Below are 24,811 nucleotides of genomic sequence, written 5' to 3'. Positions count from 1 at the left end.
GGAGCAGAAACAATGATTAAAAAAGTTTTACTCTGCGCTTTCTGCGCAGTTTTTCTCAGTGCGTGCCTCACTCCGAAGGAGTGTAAGGTGGCTAAAAATGTTCTCATAATGCCCGCGGATTACAGCACCTCTCAGGGTGCCGGTGTTGATTTCGGTAAAAACTTCCAGAAAAAGCTCACGGATGAAATCACGGGAAGATTCAAGAAGCTTCAGGTTAAGGAAGGCTTTGAGGGGGAGAAGAGCGATCTTATTGTCCGTATTGTTCTTGTTGAGTATTCGGATCCGGTTTTTACCGACAGTCTCGTGAACTCCGGCACGGGTAATGTTGAGGTGAGTGTGAGGATTTTCAGCGGCAAGGGTGCGCTGCTCAGGGAAACCTACATAATGCGGGATCTTAAGAGAGGCACAAAGGAAGATGTTCTCAAAAGCATAGTCGATGAGGCTGTGACGTTCATAGATAAAAAGTGCCTTTGATAAAAAGAGTGGGCGGAATTTTCCGCCCACTCTTTTGTGATATAAACTGTTTATAACGGTTTAACGATTGTGAGCCACGCGGATGTTCCCTCGTTTGTGTCTCTTGCCTCAAACTCCTTGTAGAGTTTGCATTTGAAGACTGCTCCGAGTGTTTCGGAGAATATATCCACCTCGGGTCCTATTCCGTAAACTCTGTCATGGGTGCTTCTCTCCCATGTCACGTCGCTTCCCTTGTCATCGGTTATCTGCCAGTGTGCATAACCGACGAGTCCGACTTCTATTTTCTTGGTAACAGCCTTCGCTACTCCCCATTCAAAGTCTATGTCGTCACCGTAGGTTACGTCCGTGTCTTGGTTCTCAAAGTGCTTCTCGTAACGGGTCAGTACCGACAGTGACCATTCTCTGTCCGGTTCGGGATAGTATGTTCCGCCCAGCGTAAGCATGAAAGTGTAGTGATCCTTGCCTATGTTCAGGGCGTGATCCTTATCATAGCTTCCCGTGGGAACAATCAGCGCTGTTCCCAGTACCGCTTCATAACGTTCCTTGCGCCATGATAAAAACATTGGTTCCACGACAATGTCGCCGACTGCCGTATCGTCTTTATCCACTCCTGCCGCGTCAATACTGAGATCAGCATAAACCAGCGGAATGATGATGTTCATGCCGTAGTAGGCGCCGAGAATTTTCTTATCGGTTACGTAAACAAACCTGTGGACGTTGGCGAAGGTTGAAAGATCGAAGCCTATGTCATTTTCGTCGCCGTCTTTATCCATTGATTTATCGGATGTATAGTAGTTGTTGTACATCAGATAATAAAATCCCGGTCCGGGAGCGGTTCCCGCTTTTATCCCTTCGGAGCCGAGGGAATAGTCCTGAGCGTGGGAGAGTCCTGTAAATGTGAGCAGTAATACAATAAAAGTCAGCTTTTTCAGCATATGGTTCTCCTTTATTCGGTTTTCCAGCCTTTGGGAAGTCTTTCACTCCAGTTTGCATGGTGGCATTCGGCGCATACGAACTTTGACGGCTGATGCACCTTGTGGCACTCATAACATCCTATCTCACCCATGTGGGATTCATGAGGATTGCGCCCCCACTGCTCTTTCAGCCCTTCTGTGAGCTTTCGCAGGGCATCATAGCTTTCGTGGCACCTGAAGCAGAATTCCGGTTCATATTCACGGGTGTACATGGGTTCTTCGTATTCGCCCTTGGCGTACATATCCTCTTCGTTTCTGCGGATTTCATCAGTGTATTCGTGGCATTCCGTACATCCTATCCCTGCCTGAAAATGTCTGCTCACAAGGAGCTTCTCATCCTTCGCCCCTTCCGCGTAGGGTTTTATGATGTGACATTTATCCCCGCATGCGGAGCCTGCCTCCGCGGAGGCAAGCCCCGCTGCGAAAAGAAGCGGGAGCAGCATTAATGGAGGAAAAAACAGCTTCCGTTTCAGCATCTTATATCCTTCAGATTTTTATTGAGGGTATAACTTTGTACGGGTCTTTTCCGGCGGCTTTTATCCCTGCCATTCTGCCGAAGGTGAGGCATCTTCCGTGACCTATACCCGGGCAGATTGTGGGGTAGTCGTTTGCGAAGAACTCGCCCTGAGCAGCCCCGACAACATAAAGCCCCTGAATGGGTTCGCCTTTGGCGTCAAGCACGAAGAGTCTGCTGTCCGTTCTGAGACCGCCGCACATGGTAAGAAGCGTACTGGCAAGTTTGCCTGCGTAAAAAGGTGCGTTGGCGATGGGTGTGAGCAGCTCTTTTCTTTTGCCGTAATCGGGGTCGTCCTGCATTGCGTAAAGCTCGTTGTAGCGTTTTACTGTCTGAACAAAGCTGTCAACGGGCACGTTCATTTTGCGCGCCAGTTCTTCAATGGTGTTTGCCACAAGAACTTTTCCGTCCTTGATGTGCGCTTCCTGCGTCATTTTTTCAACTTCAAGGTTGAAGCCCTTACCCCACGGCTGCCACATCTGACCGTAGAAAAGACCGCCGCCGAGATTTGCGTCAACCTGTTTTTTAACCTGATTGAGACCGTCTCTGTCGTAGATTGTCCACGCTATTCCTTCGGGCTCAAGCTCTTTGGTGCAGCTTTTGGATTGGGTGTTGACATCCTCGTTTTTGAAGCGTTTCCCTTCAGCGTTTACATGAAGAAAACCGTAGCTGGCAGCGCCCGCTTCAAGGTGAATGACCGCCGCGTGGGGTTCATGTCTCTGCATTGAGCCGCCCGCCTGCATAGCCATTATCAGACCGTCGCCCGTGTTGCATTTATTTGGGAAATATATCTGTGCGTCGGCTTTAAGGGAGAAAGGAGAGAAGCATTTTTTCATCTCATTGTTCGAGGCGTAATCTCCTGTGGCGATGATAACGTTGGATGTGAGGAACTTGGTGTATTTGCCCGGTTTGCCTGCTATGAGTCCGGTAACCTTTCCTTTTGCGTCTTTAAGTATCTGTACTGCGGGTGTACCGTAGTTGAAGACAACTCCTTTTGATTTTGCTTCTTTTTCAAGAGCGGGTACGAGAGTGACATTCCCTATACCTGTTGAGTTGCCGTAAACATATGAAAGATCAGCATTTTCTTCATGAAAGAAGTGGGTCACCGGATATTCTGTATAGTCCGGTCCCTTGTAGTAGCCCTCCCACATGGTGACTTTCAGTCCGTGTTTTTCGCCTATTGCGACAGCCCAGTCCATGCACGCTCCGCTTTTTTCGGCGAAGTTCCAGAGGAGCCTTTCATCCACACGTCCCTGAGCCCATGCGATCCAGTCACGTATTATCTGTCTGTAGTCGTTTTTTATGCCCATGCGCTTCTGAACCTTGCTGTCAAATGCGGTTATGTGTCCGCCTCTGGCTGCCCATGTGCTGTTTTTTTCCACAAGCTGAACCTTTGCGCCGAATTCGGCAGCGGAAAGTGCCGCGGCTATGCCTGAAAGTCCTGCGCCTATTACTACGACATCAGAGGTGACAGTATTGCTGATCTGTTTGTCAGGAATGGGTTTTACCGGTTTTTCCCAGCTCCACTGCGTGCATTCATTGGGAAGAGGATGCCCCGCAGGTGCGTCCGCTGCCGCAGCCGCAGCGGGGAAGCTGACGGCGGTTGCCGCCACTGCCGCTCCGGTGAGACCTGTTTTGAGGAAACTACGTCTGGATAATTTTGTTTTTTCGTCCATTTGACTCTCCTTATATGTGATTTCCGGGAAAATATTTTTCCCCTCACGTTTAATAAAAATTAAATTTGCCCATATTGGTATTTGCCGCTGCACTAAAGGCGTTTCATGGGTTAATGAATCCGTATTTTCTAAAGCATACATTGTGCCATATTTTTATAGTTTTTTAATATATTTGTAATAAAGGATAATTTTTTACTGGCAGATGTTTTGACTATCAATTTGATAGTCCGGTTTATCATGATGATAAGTTTTTGTTGCGTTATTCTGTGAAAGAATGATACAGTGTTTATATTTTATTATTTCATTCAGGATAAACTTTATGGATATTCTTAACATGCGAATCAATGACCTTTTAAAGGTGGATCCGGACAGCAAGGTGATCTACTTCATGAATCAGCGGGTGCTGATTGACGACAGCATATCCAAAGGACTGCTGCGGAAAGAACTTATACAGATTTTCGGCAAATACGGAGCGAAAAACGTTCTCACCCGCTACGGATACGCTCATGGCTGGCGAACCGCGGAAATACTGAAAAACAAATTTCCCAAGCTACTGAACAGTGCCAGCGGCGGTGCGCACCTGCATATCCTGTTCGGTCTCTTCATTACAACAATGATTGAGCAGACGGACGGAAGCGGTGATGAGCCGCTTATTCATTCCATAATTAAGAGCTCCCACGAGGCGGAGCAGCATCTCCTGCACTTCGGCAGGTCTGATGAACCTGTGTGCTGGACGCTGACAGGCTTTGCCAGCGGCTACGAATCGTTCAAGCACGGGCGTGATGTTTACTTTATCGAAACAAAATGCGTGGGAAAAGGAGATGCGTACTGTGAGATCGAGGGGCGCTTCGCCGATAAATGGGGGGATGCGCTCAAGGAGCAGCTTCCTTTTTACGGCATGGACTCCATAAACGATATTATGAACGAGCTCACCGACAGAATATGCAGCACGGAGAAAAAGCTCAAAAAAACCCAGATGCACCTTCAGAACCTTGAGCTTAAGAAACATGCCGTAGAAGGAATGGTGATACGCAGCAAGAAGATGCAGGATATTGTCAACCTTGCGGAGCGCACTGCTAAAGTGTGCTCTCCCGTTTTGATAGTCGGCGACAGCGGGGCGGGCAAGGAGGTTCTGGCACGTTATATACATAACAGTTCCTCCTGCGCGGCTTGTCCGTTTATCGCGGTAAACTGCGGAGCGTTTACCGACTCTCTGCTGGAAAGCGAGCTTTTCGGCCATGCCAAGGGCGCCTTCACCGGTGCAGACAGAGAGCACAAGGGGCTTTTTGAGGAGGCAGAAGGCGGTACTCTCTTTCTTGATGAAATAGGGGAGACCTCCCCGAGCATGCAGGTGAAGCTGCTGCGGGTTCTTCAGGAAAAGGAGATACGCAGGCTTGGGGAAAATAAACCCAGAAAAATAAATGTCAGAATAATTTCCGCGACAAACAGATGTCTTGAGACCGAGATAAAGAACGGCAGTTTCAGAAAGGATCTGTACTACAGGCTCAGGGTTATAGAGCTGAATATTCCGCCTCTGAGGGCTAGGACGGAGGACATACTTCCGCTCGCTCATTTTTTTCTGAAACAGGCCTCAGCGGAGATGAAAACCGATGTCACCGGATTTTCCCCCGCCGCAGCCGAAGTTCTGCTGAATTATGACTGGCCGGGGAATGTGCGGGAATTGCAGAATGCCGTCCAGAGGGCTGCCGCTTTGTGTGAATCAAGGCTTATCGGCGCCTCCGACCTTCCGCCGGAGATCAACGCCGCAGATGCCGGAGGTTATGAAAACTCTAGTTTCCGCACCCTTGAAGATATGGAGCGGGCGGCTGTGGAAAAAACACTCGTACATGTGAAGGGAAACAGGAAGCTTGCCGCCGACAGGCTGGGGATAGGCGTGGCTACTCTTTACCGGAAACTCAAGCAATACGGTCTGCAATAAAACAGGGGCGGAAAATTCCGCCCCCGCATATGTGTTTAAATTGTGTTGATACCTTTAAAAGCCCAAGCTCAGTGTGATGACGTGTCTTTCGTCCTCAAGCTGACCTGCGTATGCGCCGAGCTCTTCCTGATAGTAAGCGTAGTCAAGGGTTACATAACGCAGATCCACGCCGAAGCCTGCGGTGAAATAACCCTGATGCAGACCTGTTCTCAGTGCGAGGGCTTTCCATTTTGCCTGTGCTCCGAGGTTGACTCTCTTAGCTATGTCGCTGTCCTGCTCATTTGCCTGAAAAACGTCTCTGAAGTCCGCTGCGAAGTCGGTGGATATGGGACCGAATTTGGGAGAGTAAGCCACTGAAAGATTAAGCGTTGTCTCAAGGTCTTTCGCGTCCCCCATGCCTGTGGTGCCTATGTTGTTCACAGCGGCGCCCACTCTGAGATTTGCGGTGTCCTTGGGGGTGATGTTATAGATAACGCCCACATTTGCCAGAATACCCGTTCCTTCCTCAAGGTCGTCTTCGATTATTTCATCAAAGTCGTCACTCGCTATGTCTGCGACAGAGTATGTTTCACTGAGGCTCTGTCTGTTCATGAGGATAACACTTGCGCCCACATCGAGCCTGTCGTTCATGAACGAACGGGAAATGCCGCCGATCACGCCGTAGTCGATAACCGCGTCAGTATCAAGCTCGGGGAATACTTTGTTTCTGGCAATGCCCGTAACCTGAGCGCTGGCGAATACGCCGAGAGAGAAATTCTTTCTGTAATAAGCGGGGAAGAATGTGCCGTTGAAGTTCTGATAATCACCGATTATGTCACGGAGGAAATCAGCCACTTCGGCTTCGTCATCCCAGTCTGTATCGCTGTAGGCGTTTTTGTTGTCCTGAATGTTCTCGTTGGCGCCGATCTGAAGATTCAGAATGCTCCACCTTGATTTGTCTATTCTCGCAAGCCCCGCAGGGTTGTAGAACATTGTGTACTGATCCTCACCCATTGCGTAGTATGCGTCACCCATACCGAGAGCCTTTGTGGAGCGTACTATGGAGGGGTACTCCAGAGAAGCCGCAAACAGCGCCGAGGGAAGTATAAGTATCGTTAACAGAATAATTAATTTTTTCATCCTACCAGCCCCCCTACTATCACGTGGTTGATGTAATCTGCAATATCGCCCGCATCGTAAATATCGTTGCCGTCATAGTCCAGATCATTGAGGAACTCTTCAAAGTCTTCCTTAATGTCGCTTGTGTCGCCGCCTTTGATGCTGGAGAAAACATCAACAGCGCCGGATATTGCCGTGAGGTTTCTGTTTATTCTCAGATTGGCTTCTGCGAGGTCGTTTTCATCGCTGGCGTTGTTTACGACATCGTCTTCATCAACAACAGCTCCGTTGAGTGCGTCTGTTATCCCTTCCTGAGTGAGAACAAGAGAATTCTCACCGCTGACGTCCATAACCGTTTTGGCGATGATAAGAACTGTGTCCAGTGCGCCCAGAACACCCTTCATTGTTTTGACGTCTTTGTCTGTGGAGTTCTCGTCAAGTGTGTTGAAAGCAAGCTCTATGGCATCAAAATATTGTGAGATGGAGAGTGCTGAAGCCGCTCTGTTTGATGTGGGAGGCGTGGGCGTATCGGCAAGAATTTCACCGCCGCCGAAGATCGATGCGATAATGTCGAAGGTGTCAAGATCGGAATCCGCAACTTCTATAAGGTTGATAAAGTCTACATTGACCTTGCCAAGGTAAGCCGAAGCCAGATAAATCTGTTGTTTGGAATCAAGGTTTGATTTTGACGTGTAGTAGCTGATAACGTAGTCATAATCGCCGTCGTCCAGAGCCTTGATTGCGTCAAACTCCTTCGCTTCGCTGCTGCTGTCGTCTGCCGCGTCCTCGAACAGGTTTGTTCCGCCGCATCCCGCAAGTGTAAGCGTGAGCAGCAGAATGCTGAGAAATACTGCCAGTTTTTTCATGTTAAACCCCTTTGTTGGTTGAATTAAATTATATTACCATAAGCATGATAATATTCAAAGGCAGGTTAACATGAAAGGTCATTTTACCCATTCACAGGAATTGCGCTGTTGATGTTTTTTGTTCGTAGTAGTATCATTCGGCATATGATGATTAAAGCTTTTTTCGTGTGTTTGTTCACTTTTTCTCTTTCCGGCATGTGCCTTTCCGCTGATCTTTCCGTCATGACGGGGCAGATGATCATGATCGGGGTCAAAGACACCTCCCCTGAGGGCATTTCTTTAGTTAAAACGCAGATAGCAGAGGGTAAAATCGGTGGTGTGGTGCTTTATAAATACAATATAGAAAACCCGCGCCAGATAAGACGATTTAACAATGATTTGAAAAAAGCGGCAGGAAACGGTTCACCCGTTCTCTTCACCGCAGTGGATCAGGAGGGGGGCAGGGTGCAGCGTCTGGTTCCTGAAAAAGGGTTCGGCAGATACCTGTCCCATCAGGAAACAGCAGCTAAGCTCACTCCGGAACAGGCCTTTGAGCAGTATTTTAAAATGGCTTCCGAAGCTGCGGCTGCGGGTTTTAATGTAAACTTCGCCCCGTCTGCGGATCTGAATGTCAATCCCGATTCGCCGATTATCGGCAGACTGGGCAGAAGCTTCTCAGCAGATGCCGGAACTGCCGTCGTATATGCGGGAGAGTTTGTGAAGGCGCATAATAAGGCGGGAATTGCCGCTTCAATAAAGCATTTTCCCGGACACGGCAGCGCTATGAGCGATTCGCATCTGGGATTTACTGATGTTACGGATACTTGGACAGAAAAAGAGCTTGAGCCGTTCCGCCTGCTCATTGAGAAAGGGCTTGCTCCGTCTGTCATGACGGCTCATGTGTTTAATGCCAAAATTGACCCTGTTTATCCGGCTACAATGTCGGAGAAGCACCTAGGCATTCTGAGAGAGCGGATGGGGTATGACGGAGTGATATTCACTGATGATCTTCAGATGGGCGCCGTGAGGGATAATTTTCCTCTTGAGGAGGTCATAGTCCGTGCTGTTCAGGCGGGTGCGGATGTTCTGGTTTATTCCAATTTCTTTTTCAATGATCCTGATTTTCCTCATAAGGCGGCTGATATTATAAAGAAAGCAGTGGAGGACGGACGGATAAGCATCGGCTCCATTGAGCGCTCATACGCGAGGATTCTGGAGCTTAAGCGGAATCTCCGTTAAACATAACCCCCATAACGCTTCCCGCCAGAAGCCACATCAGCATCGCCACTTCCGAATCTCCCAAGTTGTATTCGGTCAGTCCGCAGAGAAGAAAAGTTACAAAAGCCGCAAGAACCGGATAAGCATACTGTATTTTTTTTCTTGATGCCTTTATAAGTTCCTGTGCGATTCCGCCCAACAGGAGCAGCAAAGCCGCAAGACCTGTTAAACCGTAAATGACCGCCTGATACAGGTAAGAGTTGTGAGAATGCGCCTTTGACGCAAGAGGTTCATTATTATATTTGTCCACGTATTTCTTGAAATTTCCGTATCCGATGCCGAATACAGGGTTATCTCTGACTATTTTCAGTGATGTTTCCCAAAGCACAATTCTTGTCCCGAAAGATGTTGTGCTGTCAGTGAATTCGGATTTATTGAAGTCACTGTATCTTTCCTGAAGTGTATCACTAAATGACAAGGCAACAGCGCAGACCAAAATCACACCGGCTCCTATGGCTAAGCTTTTTTTCCCGAACAGAGGAACGACCATTAGGCAGACAGTGACTATCAGACTGAGCATAGGACCACGTGAACCGGAAAGCAGGAGCGCGGCAAACATCACCGATGCACCGGAAAGATGGAAGAGCTTTTCTTTTCTGCTTGTTATATTTTTGCTGATAACTGCGAAAACAGAGACAGTGATGAGAATTACGAGAGAGTTGCCATAGGTAAGAGGGTGACTGAAAAAACCGTCGGCTCTGTTAAAATGTCTGAGGCTGTCGTAGGAGGTGTAAAATTCTGTGATGCCGTATACTGCGGCAATTATTCCGCCGGTAACCGCGGAGAGGGTAACTGTTCTGAGACTGTCTCTGCTTGTGACAGCAAACATGGAAACAGGAATGTAAGCCATTATCCAGAAATTTTTCACAGATTTCATTTTATTTTCTAAATCGGGCGCAAATACGGCAGTAAGCGCCGCACTGATAAAAACAGCAGCAATGAGAAGAAACATGCGGCTTCTGAATATTGATAAGTCGCCTTCTTTGTATATTACCCATAAGCTCCAGACAGTCATAACTCCCAGCATAATCTGCGAAGCGCTTATTGAAACTGACTGTGACAGACCTGTTAGAGTAAGAATATAATTCATATATGTCTCCGTAACATATCTATATTTTATCCGTTCAGCTCTTCGAGCACACGCAGTATCTCAGGCAGAAGCTGTTTTTTTCTGGAGAGAACCCCCGGCAGGTCAAAGCATCTGTCCTCGGACTTGTTGTAAGCGAGAATTTTTTCAGCCGCCTCAAAGCCCGTGGTGAGAAGAATGCTCTTCTCCATTATTATGTCGGTGACAAGGAGCATGCCCCAGTCCAACCCTTTTTCAGATGTGCTTTTCATGATTGCCTCAAGGAGAGTGTCTTTAACTTCGTCCATCTCCTGAAGGGTCACAACCTCAACCTGACTTATGCCGACCTTAACGCCGTATTCCTCGTATATTTTAAAGTCGGTGTTGATTATATTCTGAGGGTCTCTTGTTTTGAGGCTGTCAGTGGCGGAGAATATTTCCACCCCGTATTCCTCATGGTTGAGCCCCGCTATTTCGGATAACGCCTTCACAGCTCTTTTGTCCTCCTCTGTGGTGGTGGGTGATTTGAGAATAACCGTGTCGGAGAGGATCCCCGAAAGGAGTATGCAGGCTGTATCTTTGTCCACTTCGGCGCCGTTTATTATGTACTGCTGGTAAACAAGGGTGCATGTGCTGCCCACCGGCTTGGCGAAGAAATGGATGGGGGTCTTGGTTTTGATGGTTCCAAGCCTGTGGTGGTCTACAATTTCGTGTATCAGGGCTGTTTCAGCGCCGTCCACCGCTTGGGAAAGTTCATTGTGATCCATGAGGATAAGCCCTTTCTGGGTTTTCTTGATCAGGTCCGAGCGGGTGATTATGCCTATAAGCCTGTTGTCCCTCAGAACAGGCAGACCCTTGTGGTCTATCTGAAGAAGCTTGTCCTTAACCTCTTCAAGATAATCGTTCTCATCTACTGACGGTATGTCTGTTTTCATTACCGCCTTTGTGGGTATGCTGAGCTGTAGACGGCGTACGGTTTCCGCCGTGTCCAGTTCGGAGATGAACACCCAGCCTTCGTATCCGGTAAAGTCAAGATCCACATCGCTCTCATCCTTTATTCCTGTGAGAATAATGGCGGGAAGCTGACTTTTCACCGCGTATTCGATTATGTCTCTGCGCTTGCCGACTATAAGCACAATCTCTTTTGACTGCTGGGCTTCCATGCGGGCTTTGAAGCGGTCATATGGCATGGCGCCTATCATCACCGATGCCTTGAACTCTTCTTTTTTGCCGCGTACATAGCTGTATCCTCCGATGACTTTCTCAAAGTTTTCCGCCCTGAAATGGAACACTGGCTTCGTGGTCACATCCTTCGTGGCGAGAAAGTCGGAAAGCTCGAATATACTCACCACCCCTTTGAAAACGTTTCCGCCCTCAACCACGGGAGTGATGCGTATTTTGAGCTCGTCAATGTTTCTGATAACGCCGAAAACAGGCTCGTTTTCGTCTATTGCTATGACCTTTCTCGTCATAACATCGCTGACCTTAGGGTAGACATCCTTTATGAAGACGGGGGGAGTTATGCCGAATTTATCGAATATAAATCTTGTCTGTTTGTTAAGGTTTCCGCATCTCGCCGCGGTGTATATGTTTTCGGGATCCAGTCTGTTTTTGAGTTTTGCGTATCCGTATGCGGAAGCGATGGAATCAGTATCGGGGTTTTTGTGTCCCACAACGTATATTTCGGGCATCAATACAACCTCTGAAGAATAATTTTGAACGATAACAGGGAATATCAGTTAACGCAAGAGGACATCAGTAAAAAATTGTACTCAGTTTTTCTTTCCTGTAAGCGAATATTTCATCCAGTTTTTTCCTCACGTACAGGGAATGGGCGATTTCTCCCAAGAAACCGAAGGGGAGGATATAGTCCACAATATCTGTCATCTCCGTTCCTTCCGGCGTTTCTCTGAATATGTGCTGATGGTGCCAGAATCTGTATGGACCGAACCTTTGCTCGTCCACGAAAAAGCAGGGCTTCACTGCGTGCGTGATTTCAGTAATCCACTGAACGGGCAGCCCCGCAAACGGGGTTATGGTGTAGCGGACAATCATCCCCGCGTATGTTTCCGGCGGAAGCTCGGTTTTTACCTTGAAGCCCAGCCAAGGAGGGGTTATATCCGCCAGTTTGGACGGATCTCCGAAGAAATCCCAAGTCTTGTTTATGTCCGCAGGGAGCACCTGTTTTCTGATAATAGTATGAAGCTTCAACACATCTCCTTTTATCTGACAAATTTCTGACATTTTAGCCACAAGAGTATTAAACCCTAATCTATTTTAAGATGTATAATCAATAGTACGGCAAAAATAATAAAAATGAATGCCTTAAATTGTGCGGAAATGAGAGGAAATTCTTTTAATTATGGAAAAAACGGGCGGAAAGTCATTATTTAATGTTAGAATTAATCAGGTGAATGTGATGAGGCAGTATTTTATCCGCCATGCTCACGCTCAGGAAAGGCATGAATGGGAGGAGGACGACATGCTCCGCCCGCTGACCGCAGAAGGGAAAAGGCGGATGGAGCTTGCCGCGCGAAGATATTTCTCCATGTATCCGGCTCCTTACCATGTTGTAACATCTGAGGCAGTACGGGCAATGCAGACTGCGGAAATAGTCTGCGGGGTTACCAAGGGTGAGCTTGTGCGGGAGCCTCTGCTGAACCCCGGGGCAGATATTGCCTGCTGGCTTGAGGCTGTTAAGAAGCTGCCCGGAAACACTACCACGGCATTTGTCGGGCATGAACCTGATATGACGGACTTTCTTTCGTTTTACATGGCAGGCAGCTCCATGGAAATTGTACTTAAGAAGGGCTCCATCTGCCATCTGGAAAACAGGCATCTTGTAAACCTTGTGCAGCAGAAACTGCTCACAGATTAGGAAGAGGATATTGAAAAAACAGATATTTGTTCTTGCGTCTTTCGCTCCTGCCGAGTTAAGCGGCTTCACAGGCTGGAGCCTTCGCTCTGAAGTTATCAAGGGTTCTGCGGAATCCGGTCATATTCTCGATACTTTCGACTGGCTTCTCTGGCAGGCAGACTGTGTGCTGTTCTCCTCACCCTCTCTTCTCAGACTTTACAGAGGCGGAAAAACCGTCAGTACAGAAATATCATTACCACCCGAAACCTACGAAGACATACCCGAAGGGAAGCTCAGAGACATAGTAAGGATCAGCACCAGCCCCAGAGTTCTGGAGGCTAAGGCGGAGTGCGCCCTGAAAACCGGTTATTTCAGCATTATAAATGAAGACGGCAAGACAGTCTGCCGGCTGGGGCTCACTGAGATTTCAACGGACGGATTCTCCTGCTATTTTGCGGAACTTATGCCTATGAAGGGCTACGAAAAGGAAGCGGCGCTTGTGCAGGCAGCTCTGGAGGATCAGGGGGGCAAGGAAACCCGCAAGTCGCCTCCCGTTTATGCCTTGCGTAAATCAGGGTTGAAGCCCGGAGCATACAAAACTTCAGCCGAAGCGGACAATATTCCGGACGCCCGCACGGGGGATGTCCTGCGGGATATTCTTTTGCAGCTGCTTAATATAATGGAACAAAACGAGGAGGGGGTCACAAGGGGCAGAGACCCTGAGTTTCTTCATGATTACAGAGTGGCGCTGAGACGCAGCAGATCGGCTTTTTCAATGTTCAGGGGTGTTTTCCCGCCGGAGGAGCACTCGCACTTCCGTGAAAGGCTTTCGGGTTTGTTTGCCCTGACAAGTCTTTCACGGGATCTGGATGTGTATATAAAAAAGATACGGGAATACAGGGAAATTCTGCCGGAAGATATGCGGGACGAGCTTCTCCCTGTAGAGAAATATCTTATTAACTCCAAGAAAAAGGAGCAGGGGAAGCTCATTGCGCTTTTCGGTTCTGAGGAATACAGATCTCTGAAATCAGATTGGAGAGACTTTCTCACGCGGGAGATTCACACTGAGCAGGGGGAACGCTGCGTTCGGGATTCCGCTGCGGAAGTGATTAAAAACGCATACGGCAAAATACTTAAGAGCGGCAGACGGCTGCACGCCGGCAGCCCCGCCGGAGAGATACACAGAGTGCGCATCGGCTGCAAGAAGCTTCGCTACGCTCTGGAATTTTTCAGACCGCTTTTCCCCGAGAAGGCGGCGGATACCGTGACCAAAAAGCTGAAAAATCTTCAGGATGCCCTTGGTGCGCATCAGGATTATGAGGTTCAGCGGGAAAAACTGTTATACTATACTGAAGAGGCGGCAAAAAAGCTAAAAAACCCCCTGAATCTTTCAGTGGCTTCCGGCTACCTAGCCCGCTATCTGGATGAGCTCCAGAGTGCGGAACGGGATAAATGTCTGGAGCTGATAGAAGATTTTGTTTCCGTGAAGACACGCGGACTTATAAGGGAAATGCTTAAATAATATAAAGGGAAGGCTGATGAAAATACTGGCGGTTTACAGCATAAAAGGGGGCGTGGGCAAAACGGCAGCGGCGGTGAATCTGGCTTACTGCGCGGCACGCAGCGGGCTTCGGACGCTCCTCTGGGATTTTGACCCGCAGGCGGCTTCCACATTCTATTTCCGTGTGAAGCCGAAACTCAACAAAAGTATGAAGAAAGCGGTTCAGGGCAAAAGTGACCTTGAGGCGGAGATAAAAGCCACTGATTTTGATAATCTTGATATTATCCCCGCTGATTTCTCCTGCCGCAATATGGATCTGTTTCTGGATGCGGCAGACAAGCCGAAGAAGGCGGTGCGGGATATGTTCAGGAGCGTAAGCGGAGAATATGATCTTGCCATAGCCGATGCGCCTCCGGGAATCACTCTGCTTTCGGAGGGTATAATGAGAGCCTCGGACGTTATCGCCGTGCCTCTCATTCCTACTACGCTTTCACTCCGTACATGCGAAATGCTGCTTGATTTTCTGAAGGAAAATAAAATGAAGGATGTCACTCCGGCTCTGTTCTTCTCCATGGCGGACAGACGCAAGAAAATACACCGTGAGGTCATGGACGGAGCTGATTTCACGGAAGCGAAGCTCCTTGAAAGCTATGTTCCCTACTCCGCCGATGTGGAGAAAATGGGGCTCCACCGTGCGCCTGTGGGTGTGTTCAGCCCGAAAAGCAAAGCTGCGCTGAGCTACGGAAACATATGGAAGGAAATTGTAAATATTTTGTAAAATAGTCTTAAAATGGTTACAAACGGCTGTTTTGTAATATAATGTAGCTTATTCAAATGTCGGAATTTCGGGGTAGTCGCTGTCAATGTTAGGAAACGGAATAAACATAGCCGTGGTGGATATAGGTAGCAATACTGTCCGCCTTCAGGTTTCACAGGTTAAGGACAAAAGCTACAGGATTCTTGAGGAATACAAGGAATCCGTACGCCTCGGTGACGAGGTGTTTGAATACGGCATGATTACGGAGGATGCTCTCAAGAGGCTTTTGCAAAGCCTTAAAGAGGTGCGCGCAATCATAGACAACTGGAAGGTGCATCAGGTGCGTGCTGTCGCCACGGCATCCTTCAGGGCTGCCTCCAACTACAGTGAGGTTATTCAGAAGGTCATGGAAACCTGCGGCTTCGGCGTTGAGATAATCAGCGGCGAGGAGGAAGCACGCTATACCTTCATAGCCGCTTCCGCCAACTTTGAGATAAACAAATACCACGCCCTTGTGCTTGATATAGGCGGCGGCAGCGCCGAATACTCCATCGTAAACAGAGGAGAGCTTGAAAAGGCTCACAGCGTGGAGCTTGGATGCAACAGGCTGACAAGAATGTTTTTCAAAAACGATCCCGTTACTAATACGGAGTATCAGACGCTGAAGGATTTTCTCGTAAAAGAGGTGCACAGGCTTAAACTCCCCAAATCCATAGACCTTGTGGTGTGCACGGGGGGCTCAATGGGCAACCTCTCCACTATCCATTATCTGGCGTGCGGACAAAGGGCGGACAGAACGGTGAAATACCTTGAGCGGAAGCACCTCAAGAAACTGATAAACGACATCCGCAACAAGACGCTGGAGGAACGCAGGCAGATCCCCGGAATGGAGGAAAAAAGAGCGGACATCATACTCGCCGCCGCCATGCAGGTTGACGCCGTGCTGGAAGAGATTGACGGTGAAGGGCTCTATACCCTCAGCGGGGGTTTGCGAAGCGGGCTCACCATCGACACGATCAATAAAATGGGGCTTGAGCTTCCTTTTCAGCAGAACATGGACAACATACGCCACGCCAGACTCATTGAGATCGGCAACAAGTTCACCTTTGAGGAGCGCCACGCAAGGCAGGTGACAAAACTTTGCAGGAAGCTCTTTGACGGTCTGTACACTGAACTTGGACTTGAGAAGAATGATTGGGCGGTGCTTGAGGCTGCCTCTCTCCTGCATGACATAGGAAACTACATCTCATATTCCAAGCACCATAAGCATTCCCAGTACCTTATAACGAACTCTGATCTCATGGGCTACAACCATGACGAAATAAATATGATAGGCAACATAGCCAGATACCACCGCAAAAGCCCGCCCCGTTCATCACACAGGCTTTTTAAGATGATGAGCGAAAACGAGCAGCAGAGGACAGCAGCCATGAGCGCCATTCTCCGTGCCGCGGACGCTATGGACAGGTCGCACAAATCTCTGGTCAGGGATTTGGAAGTTGCTGTTAAGCCTAAGAAGATAGAGATTAAGCTGATTTCCGAATACAATCTTTCCCTTGAAAAGAAAAAATTCGAGATGAAAAAGGATCTTCTGGAGGAGATAAGCGGGAAGGAGCTGATTATTTTATGAAAAACGGTCTTTTTGCAACGATCAACATAGGCGCCAGTGCGTTCCGAATGCAGATCTCGGAGTTTAACGAGGGGCAGGAGCGGATAATGGAAACCCTTGTCAAGCCTCTGGGACTGGGCAAGGATACTTTCACCAAGGGCTACATCACGCTGGACAGCGTCTACAAGGCTACCAACATCCTGCAAATGTTCCGCCACAAGCTGGACGAGTACGGGATCAGAAAAAACTACAAATGCGTCTGCACCAGCGGGGTGCGGGAAGCACGCAACCGCTATTTCCTCATAGACCATGTGATGAACAAAACTGGGCTGAAGCTTGATGTTATAGAACCGTCTGATGAGATCTACATAAAGTACATAGGCGTGAAGAATGACATCAAGGGCTTTGAGGCATATGAAAAAAGAGGGGTTCTGTTCGCCAATATCTCAAGCGGCAACGTGTCCATAAACATACTCAAGGACGATACAAGCATTTTCTCCGGCTCGCTCCCTTACGGCAGCCTCCGCCTGCGCCAGCTCTTCAAAGGGGTGCCGATACACAGCAGGTACAAGGCGTATAATCAGTACGTGGAGACAATGTTCAACACCATCAACTCGTCTCTCGGCAGTTCGTCTAAGATAAAATATCTTGTTTGCTCAGGCAGTTCGGTAAACACGCTCCAGTTCATCTTTGAACCGAAGGAGAACTACTTCCACCGCACCAAGCTTGAGGAGCTCTACGAGAGAGTTAAGGACAAAACATCGCAGGAGAATATGACCATGCTGGGCATAAGGATCAGCGAGGCGAAGGTGCTTGTGCCGATGCTTGAAACATATCTGCGACTTATGCAGTTCGTCGGAACGGACAGGGTGCAGTTCAGCCGCAAATCTTTCCCGAACGTGCTTACAAGATATTACTCCAACAATATCCGGGACAACGGCTTCAGAAGCAGGCTCAGGAATACGCTGTACTTTCTCGGCAGGAGGTACAACTTCGATGAACCCCACTCCAAAGTCGTTACGGATTATTCGCTCCAGATTTTTGACGCTCTTGGAGATCTCCACAACTTGGGTACCAGCGAGCGCATGCTTCTTGAGTCGGCGGCGATCCTGCACGATATAGGCTATTACATAGACGCGAAGATGCACCATGAGCACTCGTACTATATAGCGAAGGCGTTTGACATGCCCGGGCTTGATCAGGAGCAGATCAAAATAATCGCCTTCCTTGTTCTGATGCACAGAGTCGGTACAGACGAAAGCACGGAGACAAGGCTCTCCTACCAGAATATGGAGACACAGCTGACGATAAGAAAGCTGGTGAGCATTCTCCGCATTGCGGACGCACTGGACACAAGCCATATGCAGCTTGTGGAGTCTGTTGATGTGGATGTGCAGAGCAGCCGGATCATCATAAGAGCAAGAACCAGAAAGCACGCCTACCTTGAAAAACTCGGGTTTGACCAGAAGAAGGGGATGTTCCTTGAAACCTTCGGCATACCCGTTGAACTGGAGATGAAGGTACTTTATGAGTGAGTATAAATTTATAAACAGGGAAATAAGCTGGCTTCAGTTCAATGAGCGTGTACTCAGAGAGGCGGACGACGACAGTGTTCCGCTTCTGGAAAAACTGAAGTTTCTGGCAATTTTCTCGTCCAATCTGGACGAGTTTTTTATGATCCGTGTCGCAGGGCTCTATGATCAGGTAGAGGCGAAATACGACATAAAGGACGTCTCCGGCTACACTCCGAAGGAGCTTCTCGCTAAAATTTCCGATACCGCGCACAGGCTTGTGAAGGATCAGCAGAAGATCTTCCGCAAGGTAATAAAGGAATGCGCCAGACACCATATAGTCATTCAGCCGGAGATAGACGGCGAGCTTTCAGACATTGTGGAATCCATATTTAATGATGAGATTCAGCCGCTTATCTCTCCTGTTACCCTGAGTGCGGCGAACCCTTTTCCGTTTATATATAACCTCCGCCAGTGCATATTTGTAAAGCTGGAAAAAGGGGGGGAGACCCATTACTCTATAATAATAATCCCTGAAAACCTGCAAAGGGTCTTTAAAATACGCCTTCACCGAACATACTGCGTGACCAGCGAGGAGATAATAGCCCGCTGTCTGCCGCAGGTTTACCCCGGATATAAGGTCATGGACAGCTACACCCTCCGCCTCACCAGAAACGCCGACCTTACGGTGGATGAGGATGAGGCAGAGGATCTGCTGAAAATCATTGAAAAAAAGCTCTCTTCCCGCAAGAAAGGGAATGTCGTCAGGGTTGAGCTTGATAAAACAGCGCCGGATGAGGTGCTTAAGTTCCTTCAGGAACGTATCGGCTTTGATAACGAGGATGTGTATATCGTGGATAAGCCCCTTGATCTCACGTTCCTTTTTTCTCTGACGGACGGCAATCCGGAGCTGATGTATCCGGAACACAAGCCGTTTGTGCCTTACGGACTGACGGCAGATGAAAACATATTTGAAAGGCTTAAAGAGAGAGACTATGTCTTCTACCGTCCGTATCATGACTTCGGATTCAATTCGGCGCTGATACGCCGCGCGTCCGTGGATGAACAGGTGCTGGCAGTTAAAATGACCCTTTACAGAGCAAACAGGGGCTCAAGCATAGTTGAATCTCTGGCGGAGGCGGCAAGGCGGGGCAAGCAGATCTGTGTGGTGATAGAGCTGAAAGCCCGTTTTGACGAGGAACGCAATGTAGGCTGGGCTAAAAAACTGGAGGAAGCGGGCTGCATAGTCACCTACGGAATACCCGGACTCAAGATCCACTCCAAAAATTTGCAGATAATCCGCAAGGAGCCGCAGGGCATAGTGCGCTACAGCTACCTCTCCACCGGAAACTTCAATGAGGCAACGGCGAAAATCTACACCGACATAGACTACATAACGGCGGATGAGGCTGTGGGGCATGAATGCGCCAACCTTTTCAATATGCTGATGGGTTATACCGACTATGCGGATTGGAACAGGATCAGCGTTGCTCCCACCGGTCTCAAGGCAAAGCTTATCTCGCTAATTAATTACGAAATAGAAAACGCACTGGCAGGTAAAAAGGCGGAGATGCTTATTAAGATAAACTCGCTGATAGATAAGGAGCTTATCATGAAGCTCCATGACGCATCCCGCGCGGGGGTTAAGATTGAGATGATAATCAGGGGGATCTGCGGCATAACTGCCGGAGTGAAGGGGCTGACAGAAAATATCAGAATCCGCAGCATCATTGGACGTTTTCTGGAACACCCGCGAATCATTCTTTTCCATCACGGCGGCAAAAAACGGCTGTTTATTTCCACTGCTGACTGGATGGAGCGCAATATGCACTCTAGGGTCGAGCAGCTTTTTGAAATTACTGATAAAAATGCCAAAGAATTTATGATGACAATACTTTCCAGCAACCTAAAGGACAATACAAAGGCTTGGGTGATGGAAGGTGAGGCATACAGAAAGCTGAAGCCCGCAGAGAGTGAAGAGCCGCATAACACGCAGGAATTTTTCATAGGGAAGCAGATCGGGCATTAAACGCAGGCTTCTGTTGCGTTTAACAACGTTTGCGTGTATCTTAATAAGACAATAAATATCTCATTAAGGTTGCGGTCATGGCAAAGATGTGCGAACTCTCAAAATCCGAACGGAAAGAAAAGCTGGACGGCGAAAAGCCCAAATACATCTGCAAATGCGGCAAAGAAGCAGCCAAGGAAAAGCACCTCTGCAAACCTGAAAAGAAATAAGCCGCCGTGCAGCAACAGGTTTGTTCATATCTATAAAATCCCCCTCAATCCCCCTTTGCTAAAGGGGGAAGTTATTGCCGCTAAGAGCAAAACACCCTCCTTTTGTAAAGGAGGGCGGGGGAGGATTTTACACAAAGGTATACTTTTTTTGCTTTTAAAAGAACTTTGAAGCAAGGGGGACAGAAGCCCCCTTATGTTATTTTCCTGTTTTCAGCATTTCCCAGTATTTTTCGTATATGAGGATAGCGTCACCCACATCTTCCTGAAACTCGCCTTTTGCCACAATGGCTTCGGAGGGGTATGACGTCGGGTTATTTCTCACTTCCTCATCCAGAAGCTTTTTACCTTCTCTGTTGGGGGTTGCGTAGCCGATCTCTTCGCTGATTATTTTCGCGATGTCAGGTCTGAGAACGAAATTGATGAAGGTGTGAGCCTCGTTTATGTTCTTCGCGTTTTTGGGGATAGCGAAGTTGTCCATCCAGAGGATTACTCCTTCTTTGGGGTAAACGTATCTCATGGAGGGCATTTCCTCCTGCGCAAGGAAGGCTTCTCCGTTCCAGTTCATGCCGATTGTCACTTCGCCGTTGATGTACGGCACTTTGGGCGATTCAGAGTTGAAGGTGCGCACGGAAGGCATGAGCTTCCTCAGCAGTTCGTAAGCGGCTTTTATTTCAGCTTCCTTTATGGTGTTGCCGGAATATCCGAGCTGGACAAGAGCCATCTGGAAGACTTCCCGCACATCATCTGTAAGAAGGATTTTGCCTTTGTACTGAGGTTTCCAGAGCACGCTCCAGCTGTCAACCTTGTCTTTTACCTTGTCGGCGTTGTATGAAATGCCCGTGCTGCCCCAGAGGTAAGGAACGCTGTAGTCGTTGCCCGGATCGTAGGGCTTGTTCAGCAGGCTTTTTTCAAGGTTTTTGAAGTTGCTTATCTTGCTTTTGTCGATTCTGGCAAGAAGGTTTTCCTTCTTCATTTTGCTCACATAGTAGGTTGAGGGAACTATAAGGTCGTATCCTTTTCCGCTGATGAGCTTAACTTTGGCGTACATTGCCTCGTTGCTGTCATAGGTGTTGTAGATAACCTTGATCCCTGTTTCCTTCTGGAACTTCTGAATTACTTCCTCAGGCATATACTCAGACCAGTTGTACAGGTAGAGTTCCTTGCCTGCGGCGAATGCCGATACGGTCATTACGAGAGTAAGCGCGATAATCTGGAAAATTTTCATTTTCTCTCCCTCATCAAGAATTGCGACGTCATAACCATGACGAGCGAAAACAGTAGTATAATCGCGCAGAGCGCGTTTATTTCAGGCTTTACGCCCAGCCTAACCATTGAGAATATACGCAGAGGCAGAACCTCAAACCCCGGTCCCGTTACGAAAAAGGACACAATAACATCATCAAGCGAAAGGGTGAAGCTGAGGAGCCATCCCGCAGCCACCGCAGGCAGAGACATGGGGAGTATTACTGATTTGAATATCCGCATTTCATCCGCGCCGAGGTCTTTCGCAGCTTCTATCACATTTTTGTCAAACCCGCTGAGGCGTGAGAAAACCGTAACCACCACGAAAGGGATGGAGAAGGTTATGTGCGACACCAGCAGGGTCCAGAAACCGAGCTCAATCTTCACGGAAGCAAACAGCACCAGAAGGGAGATTCCCATAACAATATCCGGCGACATTATCACCACATATACAAGGGCATAAAGGAGCTTTTTGCCGAAAAAACTGTATCTGTAAAGCGTTACCGCCGTCAGCGTACCCAGCACTGTCGCTGCGGAGGCGGAAAGGAACGCAACAGTGAACGAGTTTACGGCGGCGTCGATCAGCATTGTGTTGGAGGCGAGCTTGCCGTACCAGTCAAGGGTGAAGCCGCGCCAGCCTGTCATGTATTTGGACGAGTTGAACGAGTTCACCACGAGGATTATCACAGGAATATAAAGAAAGAGGTAAACCATCAGCATGTACAGGCTTTTGAAAAATCTGTTCATACCGCACCCTTTTCAGAAGCCTTCTGCACAATCTTAGTGCTCTTGTAGTACGCGAAGAGGAGCACCGCCATAATGCCGGAGAGCACCACGCTCACCGCGGAGCCGAAGGGCCAGTCACGGGCTGAGAGAAACTGATTTTTAATCAGGTTTCCGATAAGCAGATCCTTTGCGCCGCCCATGAGGTCGGGTATGTAAAAAAGACAGAACGAAGGGAGGAACACCAGCGTGCATCCGGCTATTATCCCGGGCATCGTGAGGGGGATTATTACCCTTATAAAAGTCTGAATCTTGCCCGCGCCGAGGTCGCCCGCCGCTTCGATGTACACCTTGTCCAGCTTTTCAATGCTGGCGTACAGGGGCAGAATCATAAACGGCAGAAGCGAATAAACCATGCCAATTGTGACGGCTGTTCCGGTGTAGAGCAGGTTCAGAGGCTCACTTATTATCCCCAGCCATAAAAGGACAGTATTCAGCAGTCCGTTTGTCTTGAGTACTATCATGATAGCGTATGTGCGTATGAGCGAGCTTGTCCAGAAGGGGATGATGATAAGCATGAAAAGTATATTCTTTACCCTGCCTTTGAGCCGCGCCAGCCTGTAGGCAAACGGATAGCCCACGACAAGGCAGATAAGCATGGAGATCAGCGCCAGCCTGAAGGAATCGGCGAATACCGTGAAATACACGCTGGAGAAGATCCTCTGATAATTCTCCAGCGTAAAGCTGAATGTCACGAAGTTGTTTTCGTGCCTCTCAAGGAAGCTGACCCCGAACACAAGTATATTCGGAACAAAAACAAATATCAGAAACCAGAGTGAAATTACGGTGATTACTGCTGTTTTAAAGAGGCTTCTCTCATTCATCGACCAGCACCACCTCCCAGCCGTCAACCCAGCTTACCGCCACATCCTGACCGAGCTTATAGTCAAACTCCTCGTACTCTTCATCAAAAAATTCGCTTGCGAGAAGCTTTTTACCCGAAGGCAGAGCAATGATTGATTCAAGGGTTGCGCCTTTGTAGGTGGTTTCCTCTACCCGTCCGAAGATTGAGCCAGCCTCAGGCTTTTCCGCCTTTGCCAGTTCCTCCACACGGAGATCTTCGGGACGAAGCAGTATATTTATCCTCGCTCCCTCGGAGGGGCGCTTCTTTGTGTGGATCTCACAGGAAAATCCTTCTATTTTACAGGCAAATCCGTTGTCGGTGTGCTTTTCCACCACGGTGCCGAGTATGTTTATCTCTCCCACAAAACGGGCGACAAAAAGATTCGCCGGCTGCTCATAAACCTGCTTAGGGGTTCCGGACTGCTGAATTACGCCTTCATCCATGACTATAACCCTGTCAGACATGCTCAGCGCCTCTTCCTGATCGTGTGTTACGAAGATGAAGGTTATTCCAAGTCTTCGCTGAAGCTGTTTCAGCTCCACCTGCATCTGCTTGCGGAGTTTGAAGTCAAGGGCGGAAAGCGGTTCGTCAAGGAGCAGAATACGCGGCTTTTTCACCACAGCTCTGGCTATTGCCACTCTCTGCTGCTGTCCGCCGGAGAGCTGGCTGGGCTTTCTGTCTGCGTATTCTGACATTTTGACCATGCGCAGAACCTCGTCAACATGTGTTCTGATTTCTGTTTTGGACATTTTGTCCATTGTCAGACCGAAGGCAACATTCTCAAAAACAGTCATGTGCGGGAAGAGGGCATAGCTCTGGAAAACTGTATTGACATGCCGCTTATTGGACGGAAGGTCTGTTATGTCGCTTCCGGCAAGCAGTATGCTCCCTTCATCGGGCTGCTCAAACCCCGCGATAAGGCGGAGTATTGTTGTTTTGCCGCATCCGGACGGACCAAGCAGGGTCACAAACTCCCCGTCAGAGATGGAGAGATTGAGATTCTTCAAAATGGTATTCTCGCCGAATGATTTTGTTATGTCCTTCAGTTCGATTATCGCTGTATTATGTCTCATTCCGCTGTATTTACAGGAAATATACAAACTCTGTCAAGTTTTTCAGTTGGACTGCTGTAACATATTGCAGTTTCTTGACAAAATTGCCTTATGGAACTTCTGTTTCATGTGTGAAAAAGTGCGCTTCGGCGAGGTTTCCGCAGTCATATTTTTCGTAAATCAACATATTACACGGAAAGAAGTGATAAAACAGCCATGAAAATGATGAAAAAACACAAAATAAGGTAAAAAAAGCGTGGCTGAAAGTGCAGTATTTTTAAAGAAGCGGAGCTGCGTTTTAAGAATGTTCAACTTGAGGTTAATATTTAATCTGAAAAAATTAAAACATCGTTAATTTTTTTACATGCCCTGATGCGGTGAATATTGAGCATATGTCCTATAGTGAGTATAGGTGTTTTTGATAGGAAAATTAGTTGTTGAATATAAATACTTTGTAAGAAATAAAACTGTTCTGTTTTGTGTATGATTTTGTTGTTAAATTATACACCTATTATTAAACAGGAGGTGATTGTTTTACTGATGAAAAAGTTTT

The 24,811-nt window shown here is 48.1% G+C and carries 22 protein-coding genes; 10 read left to right on the top strand and 12 right to left on the bottom strand.

Annotated elements, in window-relative coordinates; translation table 11 throughout:
• Positions 1 to 12 precede the first annotated feature (12 nt).
• Positions 13 to 474 carry a hypothetical protein gene (locus EP073_RS10925; RefSeq protein WP_128467181.1) on the top strand — a complete coding sequence of 154 codons (462 nt, stop codon included), beginning with the start codon at positions 13 to 15 and terminating at the stop codon, positions 472 to 474.
• A gap of 50 nt (positions 475 to 524) precedes the next feature.
• Here EP073_RS10925 and EP073_RS10920 read toward each other — a convergent pair whose 3' ends face one another.
• From EP073_RS10920 to EP073_RS10910, 3 genes are read right to left on the bottom strand one after another with little or no spacing between them, the layout of a single operon-like run.
• Positions 525 to 1,409 carry a SphA family protein gene (locus EP073_RS10920; protein WP_128467180.1) on the bottom strand — a complete coding sequence of 295 codons (885 nt, stop codon included), beginning with the start codon at positions 1,407 to 1,409 and terminating at the stop codon, positions 525 to 527.
• A gap of 11 nt (positions 1,410 to 1,420) precedes the next feature.
• Positions 1,421 to 1,924 carry a cytochrome c3 family protein gene (locus EP073_RS10915; RefSeq protein WP_128467179.1) on the bottom strand — a complete coding sequence of 168 codons (504 nt, stop codon included), beginning with the start codon at positions 1,922 to 1,924 and terminating at the stop codon, positions 1,421 to 1,423.
• Positions 1,925 to 1,934: 10 nt separating this feature from the next.
• Positions 1,935 to 3,638 (bottom strand): FAD-dependent oxidoreductase, encoded by a 1,704-nt coding sequence (locus EP073_RS10910; RefSeq protein ID WP_128467178.1) that lies wholly within the window; start codon positions 3,636 to 3,638, stop codon positions 1,935 to 1,937.
• A 319-nt stretch (positions 3,639 to 3,957) separates the two neighbouring features.
• Between EP073_RS10910 and EP073_RS10905 the strand changes: the two genes are divergently transcribed.
• Positions 3,958 to 5,577 (top strand): sigma 54-interacting transcriptional regulator, encoded by a 1,620-nt coding sequence (locus EP073_RS10905; protein ID WP_128467177.1) that lies wholly within the window; start codon positions 3,958 to 3,960, stop codon positions 5,575 to 5,577.
• A 54-nt stretch (positions 5,578 to 5,631) separates the two neighbouring features.
• On the opposite strand, the gene EP073_RS10900 is transcribed toward EP073_RS10905, so the two are convergent.
• Positions 5,632 to 6,696 (bottom strand): PorV/PorQ family protein, encoded by a 1,065-nt coding sequence (locus EP073_RS10900; protein WP_128467176.1) that lies wholly within the window; start codon positions 6,694 to 6,696, stop codon positions 5,632 to 5,634.
• Positions 6,693 to 7,541, bottom strand: a complete 849-nt coding sequence (locus tag EP073_RS10895) for a hypothetical protein (RefSeq protein WP_128467175.1) — start codon at positions 7,539 to 7,541, stop codon at positions 6,693 to 6,695. Before EP073_RS10895 ends, EP073_RS10900 begins: the two co-directional genes overlap by 4 nt.
• A 144-nt stretch (positions 7,542 to 7,685) precedes the next feature.
• Here EP073_RS10895 and EP073_RS10890 point away from each other — a divergent pair, with 144 nt between their 5' ends.
• Entirely contained in the window at positions 7,686 to 8,759 is a 1,074-nt protein-coding gene (locus EP073_RS10890) for a glycoside hydrolase family 3 protein (RefSeq protein ID WP_164885348.1), read from the top strand.
• On the opposite strand, the gene EP073_RS10885 is transcribed toward EP073_RS10890, so the two are convergent.
• The 3 genes from EP073_RS10885 to EP073_RS10875 all read right to left on the bottom strand — a co-directional run bounded on the left by EP073_RS10885 (position 8,740) and on the right by EP073_RS10875 (position 12,075).
• Positions 8,740 to 9,888: an O-antigen ligase family protein gene (locus EP073_RS10885; RefSeq protein ID WP_128467173.1), complete on the bottom strand. Its 1,149-nt coding sequence runs from the start codon at positions 9,886 to 9,888 to the stop codon at positions 8,740 to 8,742. The two genes, EP073_RS10890 and EP073_RS10885, sit on opposite strands and share 20 nt — an antisense overlap.
• A 26-nt stretch (positions 9,889 to 9,914) precedes the next feature.
• Positions 9,915 to 11,555 carry a putative manganese-dependent inorganic diphosphatase gene (locus tag EP073_RS10880; RefSeq protein WP_128467172.1) on the bottom strand — a complete coding sequence of 547 codons (1,641 nt, stop codon included), beginning with the start codon at positions 11,553 to 11,555 and terminating at the stop codon, positions 9,915 to 9,917.
• A gap of 64 nt (positions 11,556 to 11,619) precedes the next feature.
• Entirely contained in the window at positions 11,620 to 12,075 is a 456-nt protein-coding gene (locus EP073_RS10875) for an SRPBCC family protein (RefSeq protein ID WP_128467171.1), read from the bottom strand.
• 208 nt (positions 12,076 to 12,283) lie between these two features.
• On the opposite strand from EP073_RS10875, the gene EP073_RS10870 reads away from it, so the two are divergent.
• The 7 genes from EP073_RS10870 to EP073_RS14105 all read left to right on the top strand — a co-directional run bounded on the left by EP073_RS10870 (position 12,284) and on the right by EP073_RS14105 (position 20,337).
• Positions 12,284 to 12,742, top strand: coding sequence for a SixA phosphatase family protein (locus EP073_RS10870; RefSeq protein ID WP_164885347.1), 459 nt, complete (start codon positions 12,284 to 12,286; stop codon positions 12,740 to 12,742).
• Positions 12,743 to 12,752: 10 nt separating this feature from the next.
• Complete coding sequence (locus EP073_RS10865; protein WP_128467169.1) at positions 12,753 to 14,243, top strand: CHAD domain-containing protein; 1,491 nt, start codon at positions 12,753 to 12,755, stop codon at positions 14,241 to 14,243.
• Positions 14,244 to 14,259: 16 nt separating this feature from the next.
• Complete coding sequence (locus tag EP073_RS10860; protein WP_128467168.1) at positions 14,260 to 15,000, top strand: ParA family protein; 741 nt, start codon at positions 14,260 to 14,262, stop codon at positions 14,998 to 15,000.
• 85 nt (positions 15,001 to 15,085) lie between these two features.
• Positions 15,086 to 16,609: a Ppx/GppA phosphatase family protein gene (locus EP073_RS10855; protein ID WP_128467167.1), complete on the top strand. Its 1,524-nt coding sequence runs from the start codon at positions 15,086 to 15,088 to the stop codon at positions 16,607 to 16,609.
• Entirely contained in the window at positions 16,606 to 18,123 is a 1,518-nt protein-coding gene (locus tag EP073_RS10850; protein ID WP_128467166.1) for a Ppx/GppA phosphatase family protein, read from the top strand. The genes EP073_RS10855 and EP073_RS10850 overlap by 4 nt, the downstream gene beginning before the upstream one ends.
• Positions 18,116 to 20,128, top strand: a complete 2,013-nt coding sequence (gene ppk1, locus EP073_RS10845) for a polyphosphate kinase 1 (protein WP_128467165.1) — start codon at positions 18,116 to 18,118, stop codon at positions 20,126 to 20,128. Before EP073_RS10850 ends, ppk1 begins: the two co-directional genes overlap by 8 nt.
• Positions 20,129 to 20,205: 77 nt before the next feature.
• The gene (locus tag EP073_RS14105) at positions 20,206 to 20,337 is read left to right on the top strand and encodes a hypothetical protein (protein WP_283808366.1); all 132 of its coding nucleotides are present in this window, start codon (positions 20,206 to 20,208) and stop codon (positions 20,335 to 20,337) included.
• A 196-nt stretch (positions 20,338 to 20,533) separates the two neighbouring features.
• On the opposite strand, the gene EP073_RS10840 is transcribed toward EP073_RS14105, so the two are convergent.
• The 4 genes from EP073_RS10840 to potA are packed head-to-tail and all read right to left on the bottom strand — an operon-like array spanning position 20,534 to position 24,279.
• Complete coding sequence (locus EP073_RS10840) at positions 20,534 to 21,562, bottom strand: extracellular solute-binding protein (protein ID WP_128467164.1); 1,029 nt, start codon at positions 21,560 to 21,562, stop codon at positions 20,534 to 20,536.
• Entirely contained in the window at positions 21,559 to 22,326 is a 768-nt protein-coding gene (gene potC, locus EP073_RS10835; RefSeq protein WP_128467163.1) for a spermidine/putrescine ABC transporter permease PotC, read from the bottom strand. Before potC ends, EP073_RS10840 begins: the two co-directional genes overlap by 4 nt.
• Entirely contained in the window at positions 22,323 to 23,186 is an 864-nt protein-coding gene (potB, locus tag EP073_RS10830) for a spermidine/putrescine ABC transporter permease PotB (protein ID WP_128467162.1), read from the bottom strand. The genes potC and potB overlap by 4 nt, the downstream gene beginning before the upstream one ends.
• Positions 23,179 to 24,279, bottom strand: a complete 1,101-nt coding sequence (gene potA, locus EP073_RS10825) for a spermidine/putrescine ABC transporter ATP-binding protein PotA (protein ID WP_128467161.1) — start codon at positions 24,277 to 24,279, stop codon at positions 23,179 to 23,181. The genes potB and potA overlap by 8 nt, the downstream gene beginning before the upstream one ends.
• Positions 24,280 to 24,811 lie beyond the last annotated feature (532 nt).

The organism is Geovibrio thiophilus, from assembly GCF_004087915.1.
Classification (GTDB): Bacteria; Chrysiogenota; Deferribacteres; order Deferribacterales; family Geovibrionaceae; genus Geovibrio; species Geovibrio thiophilus.
This window is presented reverse-complemented; position numbering and strand designations above follow the sequence as displayed.

What these genes read in the sequence shown, in the direction of transcription:
- EP073_RS10925 (WP_128467181.1), top strand. Translation starts at nt 13, where the DNA reads ATGATTAAAAAAGTTTTACTCTGCGCTTTCTGCGCAGTTTTTCTCAGT.
- EP073_RS10920 (WP_128467180.1), bottom strand. Translation starts at nt 1,409, where the DNA reads ATGCTGAAAAAGCTGACTTTTATTGTATTACTGCTCACATTTACAGGA.
- EP073_RS10915 (WP_128467179.1), bottom strand. Translation starts at nt 1,924, where the DNA reads ATGCTGAAACGGAAGCTGTTTTTTCCTCCATTAATGCTGCTCCCGCTT.
- EP073_RS10910 (WP_128467178.1), bottom strand. Translation starts at nt 3,638, where the DNA reads ATGGACGAAAAAACAAAATTATCCAGACGTAGTTTCCTCAAAACAGGT.
- EP073_RS10905 (WP_128467177.1), top strand. Translation starts at nt 3,958, where the DNA reads ATGGATATTCTTAACATGCGAATCAATGACCTTTTAAAGGTGGATCCG.
- EP073_RS10900 (WP_128467176.1), bottom strand. Translation starts at nt 6,696, where the DNA reads ATGAAAAAATTAATTATTCTGTTAACGATACTTATACTTCCCTCGGCG.
- EP073_RS10895 (WP_128467175.1), bottom strand. Translation starts at nt 7,541, where the DNA reads ATGAAAAAACTGGCAGTATTTCTCAGCATTCTGCTGCTCACGCTTACA.
- EP073_RS10890 (WP_164885348.1), top strand. Translation starts at nt 7,686, where the DNA reads ATGATGATTAAAGCTTTTTTCGTGTGTTTGTTCACTTTTTCTCTTTCC.
- EP073_RS10885 (WP_128467173.1), bottom strand. Translation starts at nt 9,888, where the DNA reads ATGAATTATATTCTTACTCTAACAGGTCTGTCACAGTCAGTTTCAATA.
- EP073_RS10880 (WP_128467172.1), bottom strand. Translation starts at nt 11,555, where the DNA reads ATGCCCGAAATATACGTTGTGGGACACAAAAACCCCGATACTGATTCC.
- EP073_RS10870 (WP_164885347.1), top strand. Translation starts at nt 12,284, where the DNA reads ATGAGGCAGTATTTTATCCGCCATGCTCACGCTCAGGAAAGGCATGAA.
- EP073_RS10860 (WP_128467168.1), top strand. Translation starts at nt 14,260, where the DNA reads ATGAAAATACTGGCGGTTTACAGCATAAAAGGGGGCGTGGGCAAAACG.
- EP073_RS10855 (WP_128467167.1), top strand. Translation starts at nt 15,086, where the DNA reads ATGTTAGGAAACGGAATAAACATAGCCGTGGTGGATATAGGTAGCAAT.
- EP073_RS10850 (WP_128467166.1), top strand. Translation starts at nt 16,606, where the DNA reads ATGAAAAACGGTCTTTTTGCAACGATCAACATAGGCGCCAGTGCGTTC.
- ppk1 (WP_128467165.1), top strand. Translation starts at nt 18,116, where the DNA reads ATGAGTGAGTATAAATTTATAAACAGGGAAATAAGCTGGCTTCAGTTC.
- EP073_RS14105 (WP_283808366.1), top strand. Translation starts at nt 20,206, where the DNA reads ATGGCAAAGATGTGCGAACTCTCAAAATCCGAACGGAAAGAAAAGCTG.
- EP073_RS10840 (WP_128467164.1), bottom strand. Translation starts at nt 21,562, where the DNA reads ATGAAAATTTTCCAGATTATCGCGCTTACTCTCGTAATGACCGTATCG.
- potC (WP_128467163.1), bottom strand. Translation starts at nt 22,326, where the DNA reads ATGAACAGATTTTTCAAAAGCCTGTACATGCTGATGGTTTACCTCTTT.
- potB (WP_128467162.1), bottom strand. Translation starts at nt 23,186, where the DNA reads ATGAATGAGAGAAGCCTCTTTAAAACAGCAGTAATCACCGTAATTTCA.
- potA (WP_128467161.1), bottom strand. Translation starts at nt 24,279, where the DNA reads ATGAGACATAATACAGCGATAATCGAACTGAAGGACATAACAAAATCA.